This window comes from Methanosarcina horonobensis HB-1 = JCM 15518 (assembly GCF_000970285.1).
Lineage (GTDB): Archaea > Halobacteriota > Methanosarcinia > Methanosarcinales > Methanosarcinaceae > Methanosarcina > Methanosarcina horonobensis.
The window spans coordinates 4,687,922-4,704,233 of the sequence record NZ_CP009516.1 but is presented as its reverse complement, the minus strand read 5'-3'; the positions used below and the strand labels follow the sequence as shown (position 1 = coordinate 4,704,233).

At 44.2% G+C, this 16,312-nt stretch carries 16 protein-coding genes; 8 read left to right on the top strand and 8 right to left on the bottom strand.

Translation table 11 applies throughout. The features are described from left to right. Nucleotides 1–815: 815 nt before the first annotated feature. The gene (locus MSHOH_RS20445) at nt 816–1,157 is read left to right on the top strand and encodes a hypothetical protein (protein WP_048142470.1); all 342 of its coding nucleotides are present in this window, start codon (nt 816–818) and stop codon (nt 1,155–1,157) included. A 230-nt stretch (nt 1,158–1,387) separates the two neighbouring features. Further along, complete coding sequence (locus MSHOH_RS20440) at nt 1,388–1,693, top strand: hypothetical protein (protein WP_048142468.1); 306 nt, start codon at nt 1,388–1,390, stop codon at nt 1,691–1,693. A 336-nt stretch (nt 1,694–2,029) separates the two neighbouring features. Here the strand turns inward: MSHOH_RS20440 and MSHOH_RS20435 are convergent, their stop codons facing one another. Further along, nucleotides 2,030–2,236, bottom strand: coding sequence for a hypothetical protein (locus MSHOH_RS20435; protein ID WP_162197671.1), 207 nt, complete (start codon nt 2,234–2,236; stop codon nt 2,030–2,032). 898 nt (nt 2,237–3,134) lie between these two features. Between MSHOH_RS20435 and MSHOH_RS20430 the strand changes: the two genes are divergently transcribed. Then, on the top strand, nt 3,135–3,515 hold the full coding sequence (locus MSHOH_RS20430; RefSeq protein WP_048142464.1) for a hypothetical protein: 381 nt from the start codon (nt 3,135–3,137) through the stop codon (nt 3,513–3,515). A gap of 297 nt (nt 3,516–3,812) precedes the next feature. Here the strand turns inward: MSHOH_RS20430 and MSHOH_RS20425 are convergent, their stop codons facing one another. The 7 genes from MSHOH_RS20425 to MSHOH_RS20395 all read right to left on the bottom strand — a co-directional run bounded on the left by MSHOH_RS20425 (nt 3,813) and on the right by MSHOH_RS20395 (nt 10,639). Then, the gene (locus MSHOH_RS20425; protein ID WP_048142462.1) at nt 3,813–4,574 is read right to left on the bottom strand and encodes a class I SAM-dependent methyltransferase; all 762 of its coding nucleotides are present in this window, start codon (nt 4,572–4,574) and stop codon (nt 3,813–3,815) included. Beyond that, on the bottom strand, nt 4,571–5,278 hold the full coding sequence (locus tag MSHOH_RS20420) for an ABC transporter ATP-binding protein (RefSeq protein ID WP_052730951.1): 708 nt from the start codon (nt 5,276–5,278) through the stop codon (nt 4,571–4,573). Before MSHOH_RS20420 ends, MSHOH_RS20425 begins: the two co-directional genes overlap by 4 nt. Further along, nucleotides 5,254–6,195 carry an ABC transporter ATP-binding protein gene (locus MSHOH_RS20415; RefSeq protein WP_048142460.1) on the bottom strand — a complete coding sequence of 314 codons (942 nt, stop codon included), beginning with the start codon at nt 6,193–6,195 and terminating at the stop codon, nt 5,254–5,256. Before MSHOH_RS20415 ends, MSHOH_RS20420 begins: the two co-directional genes overlap by 25 nt. A gap of 15 nt (nt 6,196–6,210) precedes the next feature. Then, a complete protein-coding gene (locus MSHOH_RS20410; protein ID WP_048142458.1) occupies nt 6,211–7,116 on the bottom strand; it encodes an ABC transporter permease in 906 nt (301 codons plus the stop codon). A gap of 4 nt (nt 7,117–7,120) precedes the next feature. Next, entirely contained in the window at nt 7,121–8,062 is a 942-nt protein-coding gene (locus tag MSHOH_RS20405; protein WP_048142456.1) for an ABC transporter permease, read from the bottom strand. 113 nt (nt 8,063–8,175) lie between these two features. Further along, nucleotides 8,176–9,828, bottom strand: coding sequence for an ABC transporter substrate-binding protein (locus tag MSHOH_RS20400; RefSeq protein ID WP_048142454.1), 1,653 nt, complete (start codon nt 9,826–9,828; stop codon nt 8,176–8,178). A gap of 43 nt (nt 9,829–9,871) precedes the next feature. Continuing rightward, nucleotides 9,872–10,639 (bottom strand): class I SAM-dependent methyltransferase, encoded by a 768-nt coding sequence (locus tag MSHOH_RS20395; RefSeq protein WP_048142453.1) that lies wholly within the window; start codon nt 10,637–10,639, stop codon nt 9,872–9,874. 1,016 nt (nt 10,640–11,655) lie between these two features. On the opposite strand from MSHOH_RS20395, the gene MSHOH_RS20390 reads away from it, so the two are divergent. Genes MSHOH_RS20390 through MSHOH_RS20370 form a run of 5 tightly spaced genes read left to right on the top strand, consistent with a single transcriptional unit; the run spans nt 11,656 to nt 16,310 of the window. Next, complete coding sequence (locus MSHOH_RS20390) at nt 11,656–12,225, top strand: FmdE family protein (protein WP_239451083.1); 570 nt, start codon at nt 11,656–11,658, stop codon at nt 12,223–12,225. Nucleotides 12,226–12,243: 18 nt separating this feature from the next. Continuing rightward, entirely contained in the window at nt 12,244–13,284 is a 1,041-nt protein-coding gene (locus MSHOH_RS20385; RefSeq protein ID WP_048142449.1) for a 4Fe-4S binding protein, read from the top strand. Then, the gene (locus tag MSHOH_RS20380) at nt 13,285–15,039 is read left to right on the top strand and encodes a formylmethanofuran dehydrogenase subunit A (protein ID WP_048142447.1); all 1,755 of its coding nucleotides are present in this window, start codon (nt 13,285–13,287) and stop codon (nt 15,037–15,039) included. A gap of 4 nt (nt 15,040–15,043) precedes the next feature. Then, entirely contained in the window at nt 15,044–15,910 is an 867-nt protein-coding gene (locus MSHOH_RS20375; RefSeq protein WP_048142446.1) for a formylmethanofuran dehydrogenase subunit C, read from the top strand. Between the two features lie 10 nt (nt 15,911–15,920). Then, nucleotides 15,921–16,310, top strand: coding sequence for a molybdopterin dinucleotide binding domain-containing protein (locus MSHOH_RS20370; RefSeq protein ID WP_048142444.1), 390 nt, complete (start codon nt 15,921–15,923; stop codon nt 16,308–16,310). Nucleotides 16,311–16,312: the final 2 nt, after the last annotated feature.

The window sequence follows — 16,312 nt, the reverse complement described above, 5'->3', positions numbered from 1 at the left end:
AATCTGAAAATAACAGTATGCTTTCTTTTTCAGGTCTTTTTTGGGCTCAATTTCATATCCATTCTTTAAGGGATATTTTTTTCTGATCCAGCTGTTTAATTTTCTGTAACATTAACGTTTCTGGAACGGGAATCCCTTAAAAAGTTTTGTTGACATTACTTTGAGCTTTTCTCTTAAGTATGAATTACATTGTAGGGAAAAATCAATAACATCGATCAATCACACATACAATCAAACTATTTTGGCTATGATCTTTATCGTGTTTTATTTTTCACCCTTCACACGAGACCAATACTTAATTTAAGTTTTTAGCCTGAACCTTAAAATTTATTCGTTTAAATCTTGTATCCACTTTCCTTTTCAAAATATAATATGCAAGGGCTTTGATAAGAATTAGTTCTTTTATTTGAAGCTATATGCATAATTAAGTGACTCATAAAGCTTATTTTATAAATTCATTCCTTTAAAATCTCTTTCTTTTATAAGTATTCTTTTATTTAAGCCGGTTAATTTCAGGAATGTCTTCCGATGAGAGTCGGCAAGATAATTAAAACAAATCAGGATTTATGCTGTTGAACTGAGTAAACACTAGCATGAAACATATAACAGTCTAAATACCAATATTTACTACGGGTTTATCTGTGCTTTATTATGACCTTACGTGCATAAGTCCTGCGAGCTAAAATTAGACACAAATCTCTTGAAATGTAGCAAAATGCACTAAATCAAACAAAAATAGGAGCATTGTATGAAATAATATTCTAAGTTATATCAAAACTTTCGAAATCGAACAAAAGTTAGGAGTATAAAGACTTATGGAAAAACAAATATTTGACAGAATGAAAAAGATCCTGTGTATGTTTACTCTGGTCTTTTTCGTGATGTCATTGACAGCTGCGTCAGCAAGTGCGCAGTCGAATGATGCTAAAAAATGGAATGAAGAAAAGGCAAACTGGGACAAAGAAAAAACTAAGTGGGAAAAAGAGAAGAAGAAATGGGAAGAAGAAAAGAAGAAGTGGGAAAAGAAAGATAAAACTGGCAGTGATTATAAGAGTTGGTTATGCGATTATAACAAGTGGCTAAGCAAACATAAGATTTGGGAAGCCAACCACAAGAAGTGGGAGACAAATTACAATGAATGGAAAAATAGCCAGTAAGACTTGACTATCAAAAAAACTGAATAACTGGCTGTAAAATAAATTGATTTCCTGATAGGAGTTACTCTTGAGGGACAAAATAAAGCAAGATCAGATCTGTCACAAAACTGTTTGAGTTTCATGCTATTGGTTTCTCAGTTCAAGAATGTAACTCCTACTCTATTTTCATGTACTTTGCAAATTGTATCAAATTATATTTAATTGAACAAAGACAGGAGTATTAAAGATTCATGGGAAAACAAATGTTTGGCAGAGCGAAAAGAATTCTGTGTGTTTTCACTCTAGTCTGTCTTGTAATATCAGTAACAATTGCGCCAGTAAATGCAGAGCCAAATAATACGAAGAAATGGGATGAAGAGAAAACTAAGTGGGCTGAAGAGAAGAAAAATTGGGAAGAAGAGAAAAAAAACTGGAGCAAAAATACGAACCTTGACAATGGTTATAATGAATGGCTATATAACTACAATAAGTGGTTGAGCAAATATAAGGTCTGGGAAACCAATTATAACAAATGGAAAAATAGCCGTGAGAACTGACTGTAAAGTACGATGAAGAACTGATTGTAATCAAAAAGGCTCTGGGATTGCCCTGAAAATTCTTGACAGAGAGGGAGAGTTCTGCCCCTTCTGAACAAAAAGTTGTTGTAGAACTTACGGATGGATAATATCGATCCCTAATTGAATTTATTCAATTTCTCAATCTGGTTTTTAACAATCGGTCCTTCTCTATTTTTTAAGGATTATTTACCGGGCTTCAAAATCTCCATCCCTGCTGTTTGTCAAATATCCAGAAAACCACATCTTCATCAGGTCTGAAATTGGGGTTCAGAAGGGAGAAGTCGATGAAATATTCCCCAGAGGAGGTCATCATAGTCACGGGCAGTTGAGAGTAGTAGCGATGACTATCAGGTGAAATTTCCGGGCAATAACTACCTCAGCAAGCCATGAAATGGGCACAGCCACGAATTTCCTGTATTCATAAAGCCGTGTATCAGGCCTGCCGCATGGATGGCAAGGACAAGGAATTTGAAACTTAACGCCTTTTATTTCGCTGCTTGACATGTAGGCCGTCTGCGTCATTTTTGCTATCGGAGAAACTCTTTTGTTCATTTCTTTTCAAAGCATCCATTTCAAAGTATTGGAAGCTTCGGCTTTATTCTGGTCGGAAATTCTGTTTGTTTCTGACAGAGATGCCGTATCTGAATCTGAATATAAGTATATGCTTTCTTTTTCAGGTCTATTTCTGGATTAAATTTAATATCTATTCTTTAAGGAACATTCTTTTTCTGATCAAGCTATTTAATTCTCTTTAACACTAGCATTTCCGGGATAAATTTCCCCAAAAAGCTTCATTGGTATTATTTTGGGCTTTTCTGTTTAATCTGTCTCATATATGGGGGATAAAAATCCAGCAGAATTAATAATCACCTGTTGAATTAAGATTCCAGGTTATAACCTTGGTTGTGCGTGATTTTTTGTTTCATATGTGCAATTGATACTGAATTTAAATTCTTATTCTGAACCTCAAAATTTGCTTTTTTGAATCCTTTGTCATTTTTCCTGTCCAAATATGGGGCATTTAAGGGGCCCTATAAGGGTTAATCCCGTTATTTAGAACCATATCCGAATTAAATTAATTATGAAGCTTATTTTATAAATCTATTCAACTAAAAACCTCTATTTCTATAAGTATTCTTATATTTAAGCCGGATAATTTCAGGAATGTCAACGTCGCCGGATAGTCGGCAAGACATTTGAACAAAGCAGGACTCATGTTCGGGATCTAAAAAAAGCAGCACGAACAGTAGCATGAAACCACAACAATCTGAATCTTAGTATTTATGACAAGATTTGTTTGTACTTTCTGATGAACTTCATGTCATGGGTTCTGTGTGGATAGATGTAAAAGATGCAAAACGAAAACCTTTTAAAGTGTATAAAATTGTGTTAAACTGAACAAAAATTGGGAGTATAAGGTATGGGGAAACAAACATTTGACAAAACAAAAAAGATCATGTGTATGTTTACACTGATCTTTTTTGTAATGTCAGTGACAGCTGCGTCAGTAAGTGCAGAGTCAAATGATGCCGGTAAATGGAACCAGGAAAAGGAAAAATGGGATTCAGAGAAAAAGACATGGGACAATGAGAAGAATACCTGGGATAAGGAAAGGAAGAAGTGGGAGGAAGAGAAAAAGAAGTGGGATAAGAACAAAAAAGGAAACGATTATGATATCTGGTTAAATAACTACAATATCTGGCTAAATAAATATAATAGTTGGTTCAGCAAGCACAACAAATGGGAAAGTAATCACAGGAAATGGGAAACAAATTATAATCAATGGAGAAATAACCATTGAAGATTGAAATTGACTGCAAAATATACCGAAAAACCGCAATGAAATAAAATGAAGAACTTGAATACAAAATGAGCTCATTTCATGACAGGATTTACGCGCCCGGGGAGCAAAATAAAGCACGAAGATCTGTCATAGACGATATCTGCATAAATGAAATCTGTATTAGATATTGTAGTTCGGATTCTTTGATATTTAATGTTACTTTATTCCCTATTCAGGTGCGTAAATCCTATTTAAATATGAACTTCTTTACCTTCAATTCCGTTTTTTATTTTCACGGAGCTCTCCCCTTCAGATTTATTTTTCTCCGCAGATCAAATGATAATTGTAATTATAAGCTATCCGCTTCCGGAAAGGCATCTCCTTTTTCTGAAGTTCCATGATTTCTTTCAGATCCAGATCCTTTATACTTTTGAATCCGGCAGCCCTGAAATATTCAAGCATCTTTTCAGGTGGGACCCCGTGCCGGTTGGGAAGTTCGCTGTCTATCTCTCTGGAGTAATGTCCTTTTCTGGGGTTCCTTCTCTCAACAAGTAAGGTGCAACAATCACTTACAAGCCTCCTTGCATTTGTTTCCAGTGAACCATCATTCCAGACTCCATCAACAACAATAAGCTTTCCTCCTTCCCTGAGCATCTTTTTCCAGTTCCGGACCGCGGTGTCGGGGTGCGGAAGGGTCCAGAGCAGGTGGCGATTGACAATGATGTCGAATGTCTCTGCCTCAAAAGGAGGAGCTTCGGCATCCCCTTTTTTGAAAGTACTGTCAAATCCTCTTCTGGAAGCTTTTTCCCTGGCTTTTGCAAGCATCTTTTCCGAAAGGTCAAGGCCTGTAACATGGTGCCCCATTTCAGCAAACAGCAACCCGATTTCGCAGGTCCCGCAGCCGACGTCAAGTACCTTCAGCCTGCCTGGAGGGAGCAGGCTTTTAAAAACATTTTTCCAGGCTTCCTTTTCGGTTTCACTCTGGATCCCATGTCCTTCATGGCTGTCGTAGGTCTCGGACGAGATGTCCCATACGCGAGCAATATTTTGTTTGATCTGGTTTTCCTGAATGGTCATATTCTAATGCCTCTGTTTATGTTTTCAATTGAGGTAATGGTCCCGTTTTCAAGATAGGCAATCCTGTGGCAAATTTTCCTTAACACCTCAAGGTCGTGGGAAATCAGCAGGTAGGAGACCCCTGTTTCCCTCTGGAGTTTCTGCATAAGATGCAGGATCTGGGCCTGGACTGAAACATCAAGCATGGAAGTAGGCTCGTCAGCAACGATAAAGTCCGGGGACAAAGCCATAATCCTGGCAAGCACTATCCTCTGAATTTCCCCTCCGCTGAGCTGGCCCGGATAGCGGGCAAGGTGTTCCGGGCGCAATCCTGTGAGTTTTGCCAGTTCTTCTCCTCGCTTAAGGAGGGCATCTTTTTTGAGCCCGGAATGAAGTTTCAATGGCTCTATAAGGTTCTCAAAAGCTTTCATGCGAGGATCAAGGGAGGTTTCCGGGTGCTGGAAAATCATCTGGATTTTCGGGCGCAGTTTCCGAAACTCCTTTTTTCTCATGCTCAGGATATCCATTCCATGAACCAGGATTTCCCCTCCCGTAGGTTTTTCAAGCCACACGATGCACCTTCCAATTGTAGTTTTTCCTGACCCGCTTTTTCCGAAAAGCCCCATGGTCTCCCCCGGCGCTACTGAAAAACTGACGTTTTTGAGTACCTCCGAAGCCCCGAAGCTCATTGCCAGTCCGTTTATTGTAAGGACTGGAAGTGGCACCTTACTCCGCCTCCTTTATGGTTTTTCATTTCAGGGTGTTTTCTGGAGCATTCAATACCCGAGTACCTGCACCTCTCATGAAAAAAACAGCCGTCTGGAAGACTTATCCTGCTTGGGCTCTGTCCGCTCATGGGGACAAGCCCGTTTCTTGGCTGAGCCCGGACAAGCCCTTTTGTATACGGGTGAAGGGGTGTGCTCAGGACTTTTGAAGCCTTATCCAGCTCCACAATCTCTCCTGCATACATCACGGCTATGCGATCGCAGACTTCAAGAGCCAGGTCAAGGTCGTGAGTAATCAGGAGCATTGTCTTCCCGTACTCTTTTTTTATTTTGGTGAAAAGCTCGATAGCTCCTGTCTTTGCCTCAGGGTCCAGCCCTTTTGTAGGTTCATCCGCAATCAAAAGTTCGGGCTCAAAAGAGAGAGACATGCAGGCGATCAACCGTTGCCTCATGCCTCCGGATAACTGGTGAGGATAAAGGCCGCAAAGTCTTTCTGGATCTTTCAAAAAGAGCTGTTTCATCAGTTTCAGAGCTTTTTTCATTCCTTCCTTTTTTTCCTTCCCGTTCCCTTCGAACACTTCCTCCATTTGAAGCCCGTTTTTCAGGACAGGGTTAAGGGCGCCAGCCGGATTCTGGGGCATAAGCGAGATCCGTTTTCCCCGGATTTTCCGGAGCTCTGAGGGTTTAAGGGAAAAAAGGTCCTGTCCCTGAAAAAAGGCTGTTCCCGAAACCGTTGCATTTGCAGGCAGGAGCCTGAGCAGGGCAAGTCCGATAACTGATTTCCCTGACCCGCTTTCTCCTATAATCCCGAAGACCTCCCCTTCCCTTACATCGAAAGAGACATCAGAAACGGCTTTTACCGTGTTCTCTCCTGAAGGAAATTCTATGGAAAGGTCTCTTATTTCAAGCAGGCTCAATAGATTTCCCCTCCTTCATGAATAGATTTCTCCTCCTTCACGGTTCGGGTCAAGGATATCTCTCATACCGTCTCCCAGAATGCTGAAAATAACCACAATAACGGTTATGGCAAGCCCAGGAAAGACCGTCTGGTAAGGGGCTGTCCTCATAAACTCCTTTCCTGCGGAAAGCATGGCACCCCATTCCGGGACATCGGCAGGCAGCCCTATTCCGAGAAAACTCAGTGTGGCAATTGAGAGGATTACATGCCCGAAGTCGATTGTAGCAAGTACGAGAAGAGGAGCGATTGTATTGGGCACGATATGTTTGCGGATTATATGAAAATCTCCGGCTCCTCCTGTTATGGCGGAAAGGATAAACTCCTGTTTTTTGACGGAAAGGACCTGTCCCCGCATCATTCTTGCATACTTTGCCCAGTGGACAATAGAAAGGGCAAGCATCAGGTTGAAAACCCCGCTCCCAAGTACCCCCATAATGGTGAGGGCAAAGATGATGCCAGGAAAAGAGAGAAAAATGTCTATAATCCTTGAGATACTTTCGTCCGCAAACCCTCCATAATAGCCTGCTGCACATCCCGCGGCAGTTCCCAGAAACAGGGAAGTAAGCACAACCCCCGAGGCAATGGAAAGAGAAGTCCAGGCTCCAATTAAGATCCTGCTAAAAAGGTCCCTCCCGAGATAATCAGTACCCAGGAGATGCTCTCCTGACGGGCTCAGGTTCTTATTCTTCAGGTCAATGGCATTGGGGTCGTAAGGAGAAATCAGGGGAGCAAAAAGGGCAATCCCGATAAAAACCAGAAGTGCTGCCAGTGCAAAAAGCATATCTTTTCTTTGAAATACTCTTTTTACAAATTCGCTTCCGTAAGCGTCCAGCAGCAAAAAGCTTTTTTTTCTTAACCTATCAGCAAATGCATTATCCATAATATCAGCCGTACCTTATCCGTGGGTCAAGATGCGTATAGAGCATATCCACAAGGAAATGCACAAGGAGAAACATCGTAACAATGGCAAGCACACAGCCCTGCACCATGGGCAGGTCCCTGGCAGAAATCGAGTCAACAAGCAGGCTTCCTATTCCCGGCCAGGCAAAGATTTTTTCAATTACAACCGCTCCCCCAAGCAGGCTTCCCATCTGAAAACCGATCACCGTGATGACAGGGAGCATGGCATTTTTAAGGGCGTGCCGGCTCATGATTTTCCATACAGGCAGCCCTTTGGCTTTTGCAAACCTGATATACTCCTGTCCCAGAGTTTCAAGCATGCTTGTCCTGGTGACTCTCATAATCGCAGCAGCGGAATGGAGGGAAAGGGCTGCTGCGGGCAAAAACAGGTTTTCCAGGTTCCCGTACCCTGATACAGGAACAAGTTTCAGTTTCAGGGAAAATACCAGGATAAGGAGCAGGGCTACCCAGAAACCGGGCATCGAAACTCCAAAAAGCGTTATAACCCTGAGGACGTGGTCCGAAATCCGGTTTTCCCGGAGGGCAGAATAAATTCCCAGGCTTACTCCCGCAACCACTGAAAGCCCCATACTTGCCCCTGCAAGCTGGACCGTTGCCGGCAGACGCAAAGTTAGGAGGTAAAGGACCGGTTTCTTAAAGACATAGGAAGTTCCAATGTCTCCTCTCAATACGGCTTCTTTTACCCACATGAAGAATTGCAGATAAAGAGGGTCATCAAGGTTGTACCGGCTTGAGACCTGGTTAATCTGTTCTTCGGTTACGCTCTCCTCCAGCCCCACGAAGGTATGCTTGATGATCAGCTCAGCCGTGCCCCCAGGAATCACGTTCATCAGGAAAAAGGTCAGAGCACAGGCTGCAAAAAGCGTAAGTATCATGAAACCTGCCCTTTTCAAGAAATATTTCATGCTTCCTCCTTATGTGAACAGAGAGCAAAACCCCATTCTTTCCATTTTACTTTGAGTGGAAGGAAACTCAGGTACAGGTCCGGAACCCGTACCCTTTCGAGCCTCCTTTCTTTTTATTTCTCGAGATACATCTCTGCATTTATGCGATAGTCGTGCGCTGTCGGGTCGAAAACATAGCCTTTTACATAGTCCTTCTTTACAATTGCGCAGCCGTAGTAAGCCACAATGATCATTGGCTGTTCTTCATACACAATAGCTTCTACATCATTGAATTTTTTATAACGCTCTCCCAGGTCAGTGATCTGTCTGGCTTCCTTTATCAGGGCGTCTACTTCCGGATTGGAGTACCCGGGTCCGTTGTCAGGCCCATCCGTTATGTACCAGTTTGTGAGAATATATTCGGGGTCTGGAACCATTGCAATGTTGTAAGCGGCAAGGTAAAGGTCCCAGTTGCCTTTTTCCCTTCTGTCATCAATTGACCCCATTTCCATTACCTCTGTCTCTACATCTATACCTGCCTCCTTTAACTGGGCAGCCATGGCTTCAGCCATTGGAGGGAGGCCTGGTCTTGCGGAATAGGTCATCAGGTTGAGCTTGAGGGTTTTTCCGTCTCTATCCCTTATCCCGTCCCCGTCGGTGTCTACCCAGCCTGCGGCTGTCAGGAGTTCATCGGCTTTTTCCAGGTCCCTGGTGTAAGGGCTCAGGCTCTGATTTGCCCAGACCATTGTTGGAAGGAAGGGACCTGCAGCAGCTTCTCCTACGTTGTAGAGTACATGTTCCACGATTCCATACCTATCAATGGCATAGGACATCGCCTGCCTGACCCTGACGTCTTCAAGAGGCTCATGTTTCAGGTTTATATCGAGTTTGTAAACCCTTGGAGTCCTGTACTTCTCTACATTAATACCATCTATAGCGTCAATTCTATCCGTTTCACTGTAAGGCACATCGACTGTAAAGTCTACCTCTCCATTTTCGATTGCCATTGCTCTTGTGTTCGGATCAGGTATCCCTCTAAGGACCATCCTGTCAAGCCCGACTTCTCCTCCCCACCAGTTTTCATTTTTAACGACTGTCAGGACCCTGGTCCGCTCATCAAAAGATTCAAATTTATACGGCCCTGTCCCAACAGGCTTTACGAACTCTCCGGCTGCGTCAAAAGAAGAAGGGCTTATTATGGCAGTATCCGGGTAATGGAGGATTCCGGGAAGGATTGGGTTGATTTCCGTGGTTTTGATTTTGAGGGTATAATTGTCGACTGCCTCGATAGTATCGACCTTGAGCATGGAAGCGACTTTCGAGTTTGCTTCAATGACTTTTTCCAGCGTGAACTTTACTTCTTCTGCAGTCATCCTGCTCCCATCATGGAAGACAACGTTATCTCTTAGCCTGAACTCCCAGGTATTTTCATCAAGTTGCTCCCAGGAGGTTGCAAGTCCGGGTTTCAGGGAGAAGTCTTCATTTGCGCCAACAAGGGTTTCTGTCACTGCGGCCTTCTCACAGATCAGGGTGCCGGCACCTCCATTAATAGTATCGACAGAGTCTATTTCCCACATCTCTCCAAGTACAAGTGTGCTAGCTTCAGAGTCAGCTTCAGAGCCTCCTTCCGGCTGAGAGGCAGCCTCTGATCCTGAGGTTACTTCCAGCCCGGAGATCGCTTCTTTTGCTTCGCTTTCTTTTGTACTGCTGCACCCGGAAGTCACCAGGATGGCGCAGGTCAGCAGGATAATTAACAATATCAGCAGGGGGGAGCTTTTATTTTTCATTTCGGAACCTCCGTCTGTTTTTTATAAGTGTTTTTTATAAATTTTACTTCCGGCCGCAGATGAGATAGTACTGATAACTGCGTACGATCCGTTCGCCTAACGGCATGTTCTCTTTCTGGGCTTCTCTTACTTCTTTCAGGTCAAAAACCTGGATCTTTTCAAAACCCGTACTCGAAAGGTACTCCTTTACTTTTTCAAGCGGAGCCCCTCCGGCATGAGGGAGCCGGGATTTGAGTTCGTCGGAATACCCGGCGTGTCCTTTTCGGGGGTCTTTTCTTTCAAGGAGCAGGGTCAAAAGGGCACCCGCATTTCTGCGTACTCTGGACTCCAGGGACTTGCTGTCCCACACCCCGTCGATAATCACAATCTTCCCATTCTTCCGCAGGATCCTCTTCCAGTTCTCCACGGCTGTTTTCGGATCTGGCAGGGTCCAGAGGAGGTGGCGGCTGAATACAATGTCAAAAGAAGATGTATCAAAAGGAGGGTTTTCCGCATCTCCCTCCCCAAAGTTTATGTCAGCTCCACAGGCTTCAGCCTTCGCTTTTGCTATTTTTAGCATTTGTCTGGAAATGTCGATCCCTGAGACCTCATGCCCCATCTCAGCAAACAGTAGGCTTAACTCTCCTGTTCCGCAGCCGACATCAAGGATTTTCAAACCCTTTTCCGGAAAAACCTCCAGGAAAGTACGTTTCCAGGCATCTCTTTCTTTTTTACTCCGGATACCATGTCCGACGTGAGTATCAAAAGTCTCGGATGCAAGATCCCATTTATGGGCTACCATCTCTTTAATCTGGAGTTCTGAAGAAGACATCAACCAGTACTTATTCATTTTATGATTAATAATTTTCTATTTTGTGTTACTAACTATAATTAACTATTTTTTTTAGTAATATTAACTCGGAATATTCATTTTGTATTAATTACAAAATGATAATAAATTAACTATATTTGTTATCTAAATGTTCTGATCAAAAATGGAATGAATTATACGTAAGTGCCTTCATATCCAGAGTTGTTGTTATTTATGATGGATGGTTGACGCTACTTAATTTTGAATATTCGATACCAGATTTTTCATATTATCTGTTTACTTATTTTTCAGTTTTATATATAGTTAATTTTATATTTAGCGTTTATATTATTAAGGTCGTAATAAATCTAAAAAAAATGACGAATCCATAATTCACCAAATTTTTGTCCAATCAAGAGCTAAACTTCTATAGTAGTTCTGGAAAAGGAAATTTAAAAAAGAAACTACTTGCACAAAACATTACTTGCGCAGAAATTAGGTATTGTTACGAGTAAGGCACTGCTATAAGGAAGAAGACGTTAACGAAGCTGTTGGATTATGAACAATTAGAATTTCAACTAATTAAGAAACAACATTTCTCTTGAAGGAAAATCCCTTTTTGATCGATAATTTTATAAAATACCTGTTTATATATTTTGAGCGCAAAAGACCTGTCTTCCGTTTTTTATAGATATGTTGAGCTTTACATATCTGGAAGCTGTAGAGTTCTGGCTGGTGTTTCTTTTCTATGCCCGGCCAAGAGGGTTTCTGTCCCCTACATTAAATCTCACCCCTGAATCCCTCTGAATCATACTACAAATGAGATAAGTTTCTGTTAGAAAGTTACCTATAAATACAGTGTATCCTTCTGCGTTATGTTGGAATTTACATAATATAAATTCCTCCAAATAACCTGGCTGTCTTAAATTCACCCTGTCTGTACTCAATATTTTCACCGTTATGTTTAAATAAACATAACGGTGAAACCCATGGCGGTGTACACATTGCATAAAAATTCAGACCAAGAGAAACGCAACATGGAGGCAATCCTGAAGCAGATAAAGGACCCTGAGCTTCTTTCACAGATCGAAAAGGTCGTCCCCTTTCACGGCTTCCTGACCTCCGGGGCATTAATCGGCATTCAGATGCTCAATATTGCAAGAAGAGAGCTCGATGTCCGGGACGGGGAGCGCATATACGTGACCTGCGAAACGAAAAGCTGCATGCCTGACCCCTTCCAGATTCTTGCCGGAGCTACCATCGGAAACAACGGGTTAAAGATCAGTAACCTGGGGAAGATGGCGGTCACGATAAACAAACAGGCGCCTGAAGAAGTGCACGGCATAAAAGGTATCAGGATCTACCTTGATCCTGAGAAGACAAAGGACTATCCCAAACTCCACGCCTGGTACCTGAACACTGAAAAGCTCCCTCATGAAGAGGTTGTGCCCGTTCTCCTGGAAGCCGGGGAAAAAGTGTACTCCTGGAAACCTGTGGACCTGGAAGTTCCGGTCCGCAAGAAAAAGCGGATACAGTGCTGCAAAAAATGCGGTGAAATGTTCATTCAACATGATAATGAGCTGCTGTGCGGCGGATGCACAGAATAACGTTGAGAGGTAAATAAAATGCAAGATGAGATGCGATTGTCAGTCTTTTCCGAAAAAAAAGACAGGCAGCTGGTCTATAAGCCCGAAAAATGCATTGGCTGCGGGACCTGCGTACAGGCATGCCCCAAAGGTACCCTGGCAGTGGGGGCCGTGGGAGCTATAGCTAGAGGGCTCCTGGATGCTGATTTCCTGGAAATGAAAGAAAGTGAAAACTGCATTGTCTGCGGGATTTGTGCGAGAGTCTGTCCCACAGGGGCTCTTGAGTTGAGGCAGGAAGGAAAAACCCTCAATGACAAATCCTATGTTTTCGAGGCTATGAAGCCAACAACAGTAAATGAAAACTGTGTCCACTGCGGGCTATGCGCGGACATCTGTCCCAGAGGCTGCATTGAGGTAACCCGGGAGATTTCAGGGGATGGAAGCCTGAAACTGGTCGGAAAGACCCTCATTGATACAGAGTGCTGCATTCACTGCGGCTGGTGTGCGGCAGTCTGTCCTGTAAATGCTATTTCTGTGGAAAAGCCCTTTGAAGGACGCTGGACACGGGATGAAAATGTCTGTCAGACCTGCCATACCTGTGTGGAAGTCTGTCCTGCTAATGCTATTTTCAATAAAAAAGCTAAATCTGGAGAAAGAGTCGAAAAGATTAGTCACCGTCCGGATGCCTGCATTTACTGCGGGGCATGTGCTGTTTCATGTCCTGTGGATGCCATTGACGTCAGAAAAACTTCAATTCTGCCGGATGTGGAGAAAAAGGGTCCCCTCGAGAAAAAGCTGCTTGAAGTTCCTGTCCCTGAAGCCCTGCTCCGCACCCGCCTGGAAACGGATGATGCTGCTTGTCTGGGCTGCGGGAACTGTGTGATCGTCTGTCCTGTAAATGCTCTGGATAGCCGTGAACTTGCTTCCGGGTACCTGAACGATATGGATGAAAAAGCTCTCCTTGAGGTTAGAAATGGGAAAGTTTCGGTTGTAAACCAGGAACGCTGCGGAGCAGACGGAGCCTGCGCCCTTATCTGCCCTGTTAATGCTATCTGGCTTGTGAAAAAAGAGGTGGAATGAATGGCAGGAACAATTGCAATCAAGAACGGATACGTCTTTGACCCCCTCAACGAAATAAACGGGGAAGTTATGGATATCTTCGTCAGGGACGGAAAAGTCGTAAAAGAGCTTTCTGCAGCTGAAATGAAAGAGTCAAAGGTTATTGATGCTTCAGGCATGACTGTTATGCCAGGAGGGGTTGACTCTCATTCCCACGTAGCAGGTGCAAAGGTCAATGCAGGCAGAATGATGCGCCCTGAAGACCATTATAAAGCCAATCTTCAGAAGACCTCTCTCACTCATGCCGGTTCGGGTTATACCGTCCCCTCTGTCTACAAGCAGGGATATGACTACGCAGCAATGGGTTATACAACTGTTTTTGAAGCTGCGGTTCCTCCTCTCGAAGCCCGTCACACCCATGAAGAGATGTGTGCAACCCCTCTTCTTGATATGGGAGGGTATCTGGTGCTCGGAAACAACTTTTTCCTGATGCGCTACTTCAGGGACGGGGACATGGAAAAGGCGGCTGCTTATGTGGCCTGGATGATGAAGACTCACAAGACATACGGGATCAAATGCGTCAACCCTGCAGGAGTCGAAAACTGGGCATGGGGCAAGAACATAAGCACTCTTGACGAAACCAACATCCATTTCGAGATTACTCCTAGAGAAGTCATTAAGGGGCTTACCGAGATCAACGAAACCCTCGGCATGCCAATGCCAGTCCACCTGCACGCAAATAACCTGGGCCACCCTGGCTGCTATGCAATTACCAAAGATTCTCTTAAGATCCCTGATGGAGTAAAGACAAAGCAGAACATGGATGTGGAATGGGCTGAAACTAAAATGGACCCTTCAAGGGACCGTTCCGTATACCTTACCCATCTGATGTTCAACAGTTTTGCAGGCACAACCTGGGCAGACTGCGAGTCCGGAGTTAAGGACATTGCAGATTACGTCAACAACAGGGACCATGTGGTAATCGACAGTGGATGTACTCCCTTCGGAGAAGCGACAGTTATGACCGGAGACGGGCCTGCCATTCACGACCTTTATACCCTTACAGGAAACAAGTGGTCGAACACTGACGTTGAAATGGAGTGTGGCTCGGGTGTCCTTCCCTTTACCTACCTCAAGTCCAACCCTGTGCACAGTTTGCAGTGGGCAATGGGGCTTGAATGCCTCCTGCTTATCAATGACCCCTGGAAGACCATAATGACCACGGACAGTCCGAACGGCGGACCGTTTACGAAATACCCTGAAGTCATGACCTGGCTCATGTCCGAGGCTTTCAGGAAGCAGACCTTCAGTGAGTGCCACAAGTGGGCAAATGACAGGAGTGAGCTCGGAAGCGTAAACCGGGAACTTTCCCTATATGACCTTGCGATCCTGACAAGGGCCAACCCTGCAAAGACGATTGGTATGATTCACAGAAAAGGCTCTCTTGGAGTAGGCGCAGACGGGGATGTTACGGTTTACAATATAAACCCGCAGCAGCTTGACGCAAACAATTACGAAGCTCTCCTCCAGACCTTCAGAAAGGCAGAATACACTGTGAAGGACGGCGAAATTGTGGCGGCTAAAGGAGAAATTGTCTCCCTGCCTGAGAAGCGGACCTACTATTCCGAAGTGCATGTCGAAAACGAGCGGGAAAAAGAGATGCTGGCTGACGTGAAGGAGTGGTTCAGATACTACACCCTTGGTTTTGCCAACTACCCGACTCCAGAAAAATACCTGGCAAACCCGATTCCCATACAGGTTAACGGTGAGAGGTGAAGTGATGACAGAGGGAGTACTTATTCATAAAAATACCGATACCGGAAAAAGCGTTGGAGAAATGGAAGAAGTAACGCTTATTCCTAAAAAAGAGATTGACATCAAACTGGAAGCAGATGTTATAACTCCTGACTCCTTTGCAGGCAAAACTTCAGAGGAAATAGGAGCTCTATCCATCTGGCAGGGTCCCAAAACCTACCCTCTTTCCGATTTCTTTGAAGTGATAGGCAACGCAGGCAGCTCTGCATCTGAGACCCTGATCCGCATAAAAGGTGATGCAATGAGGATCAAAAGGATCGGAGAAGGCATGAGTGCGGGAAAAATTGAGATCGAAGGTTCTGCAGGCATGCATGTTGGAACAGGGATGAAAGGAGGAGAAATAGTCGTTTACGGAGATGCCGATTCCTGGGCTGGCATGGAAATACTGGGAGGACTTTTGCACATTAAAGGCAATGCCGGAGATCATGTGGGCTGTGCTTACAGAGGCAAATGGCATGGCATGAAAGGTGGCTGCATAGTTATTGAAGGCTCGGCAAGGCACCAGCTCGGAGGCGGCATGGACGGCGGTGAAATTCTTGTAGAAGGTAATGTTGAAGGCTTCTGCGGGATTCGCCAGAACGGTGGTCTCATTGTTGTAAAAGGTGGAGCTCTCCGCACAGTAGGCGTAGAAATGGCAGGCGGAACCATAGTTATAGGAGGCAAAATACAGCGCTTCTCCCCTGGTTTCGAATTCGTGTCCATGGAAAACAGAGTCACTCTGGGTGAGACTGAGATAATAGGTGAGTTCAAGAAGTTCACAGGGGACTATGCGATCAGCAAGAGGGCAAAAGGAGCTCTCTATGTGTCTGCAGATGCAAACCCGGAGCTCTGAGGTGAGAGGTATGGAAGTATTACTCATTACCGGAAGTACGATTGATGAAGGCAGGCTTGCCAAAGGCGGGGATAAGTTCACGGATGATTACACTATGGAGTGTGCGTCCTGCTGGATCTCTCCTGTGGACTTCGTGTCCCTCTGTTCCCCTGATAAGGTGAAAGTAACAAGCAGGAACGGAAAATATTCGATTGTCGTTTATACTAAATGTACGGATTCGGTCCAGCCGGGACAGGTTTTCATGCCGAGGGCTATCTGGTCAAATGTTGTTATTGATCCTGATACCCTTTCTACGGGCTCTCCTCTCTACAAGGGTGCACCTGTAAATATTGAACCCTCGGAAGAAGAGGTTCTCAGCGCCGAAGATGTGGTACTGAAAGTTTATATCGGAGGGCAGTGAGC

Bases quoted from the DNA above. Each gene is read 5' to 3' on its own strand.
- MSHOH_RS20445 (WP_048142470.1), top strand. From the start codon at position 816: ATGGAAAAACAAATATTTGACAGAATGAAAAAGATCCTGTGTATGTTT.
- MSHOH_RS20440 (WP_048142468.1), top strand. From the start codon at position 1,388: ATGGGAAAACAAATGTTTGGCAGAGCGAAAAGAATTCTGTGTGTTTTC.
- MSHOH_RS20435 (WP_162197671.1), bottom strand. From the start codon at position 2,236: ATGACGCAGACGGCCTACATGTCAAGCAGCGAAATAAAAGGCGTTAAG.
- MSHOH_RS20430 (WP_048142464.1), top strand. From the start codon at position 3,135: ATGGGGAAACAAACATTTGACAAAACAAAAAAGATCATGTGTATGTTT.
- MSHOH_RS20425 (WP_048142462.1), bottom strand. From the start codon at position 4,574: ATGACCATTCAGGAAAACCAGATCAAACAAAATATTGCTCGCGTATGG.
- MSHOH_RS20410 (WP_048142458.1), bottom strand. From the start codon at position 7,116: ATGGATAATGCATTTGCTGATAGGTTAAGAAAAAAAAGCTTTTTGCTG.
- MSHOH_RS20405 (WP_048142456.1), bottom strand. From the start codon at position 8,062: ATGAAATATTTCTTGAAAAGGGCAGGTTTCATGATACTTACGCTTTTT.
- MSHOH_RS20400 (WP_048142454.1), bottom strand. From the start codon at position 9,828: ATGAAAAATAAAAGCTCCCCCCTGCTGATATTGTTAATTATCCTGCTG.
- MSHOH_RS20395 (WP_048142453.1), bottom strand. From the start codon at position 10,639: ATGTCTTCTTCAGAACTCCAGATTAAAGAGATGGTAGCCCATAAATGG.
- MSHOH_RS20390 (WP_239451083.1), top strand. From the start codon at position 11,656: ATGGAGGCAATCCTGAAGCAGATAAAGGACCCTGAGCTTCTTTCACAG.
- MSHOH_RS20385 (WP_048142449.1), top strand. From the start codon at position 12,244: ATGCAAGATGAGATGCGATTGTCAGTCTTTTCCGAAAAAAAAGACAGG.
- MSHOH_RS20380 (WP_048142447.1), top strand. From the start codon at position 13,285: ATGGCAGGAACAATTGCAATCAAGAACGGATACGTCTTTGACCCCCTC.
- MSHOH_RS20375 (WP_048142446.1), top strand. From the start codon at position 15,044: ATGACAGAGGGAGTACTTATTCATAAAAATACCGATACCGGAAAAAGC.
- MSHOH_RS20370 (WP_048142444.1), top strand. From the start codon at position 15,921: ATGGAAGTATTACTCATTACCGGAAGTACGATTGATGAAGGCAGGCTT.